This window comes from Zoogloea sp. LCSB751 (genome assembly GCF_002028455.1).
Taxonomy (GTDB): domain Bacteria; phylum Pseudomonadota; class Gammaproteobacteria; order Burkholderiales; family Rhodocyclaceae; genus Zoogloea.
The window spans coordinates 1-337 of record NZ_MWUM01000112.1; the positions used below are offsets into that span (position 1 = coordinate 1).

The window sequence follows — 337 nt, forward strand, 5'->3', positions numbered from 1 at the left end:
TTAATAAATTGTTGGAATGGATAATTCAAAATTGGAAGGGAACATTGATTTTAAAAAGTGAGATCAGACGAAGTGGCCCCCACTGTGTACGTAATTTGGATAAGTTGGAGGACGCGCTTGAAGTTCTTATTGCTAGAGGGGATGTGATTTGCTACAAGAAGAAACAGTCTATATATATTTGTTTATCTTGGAGGAAATATCCACGTTATGCTCGCCGATCGACATTGAACACTCCGGATGGCACTCATATTAATAAGCTTTCTGAATATTTTGGAAGGTATGACTCACGCATCGCATCAATAAGAAAATCAAGTGGGCCAGTTATAGATATCCTAGG

The 337-nt window shown here is 38.3% G+C and carries 1 protein-coding gene; it reads left to right on the plus strand.

What is annotated here, in order from left to right:
* Positions 1 to 337, plus strand: a 337-nt coding sequence (locus B4920_RS30080; protein ID WP_216820040.1) for a hypothetical protein, incomplete at both ends; no start/stop codon positions are given.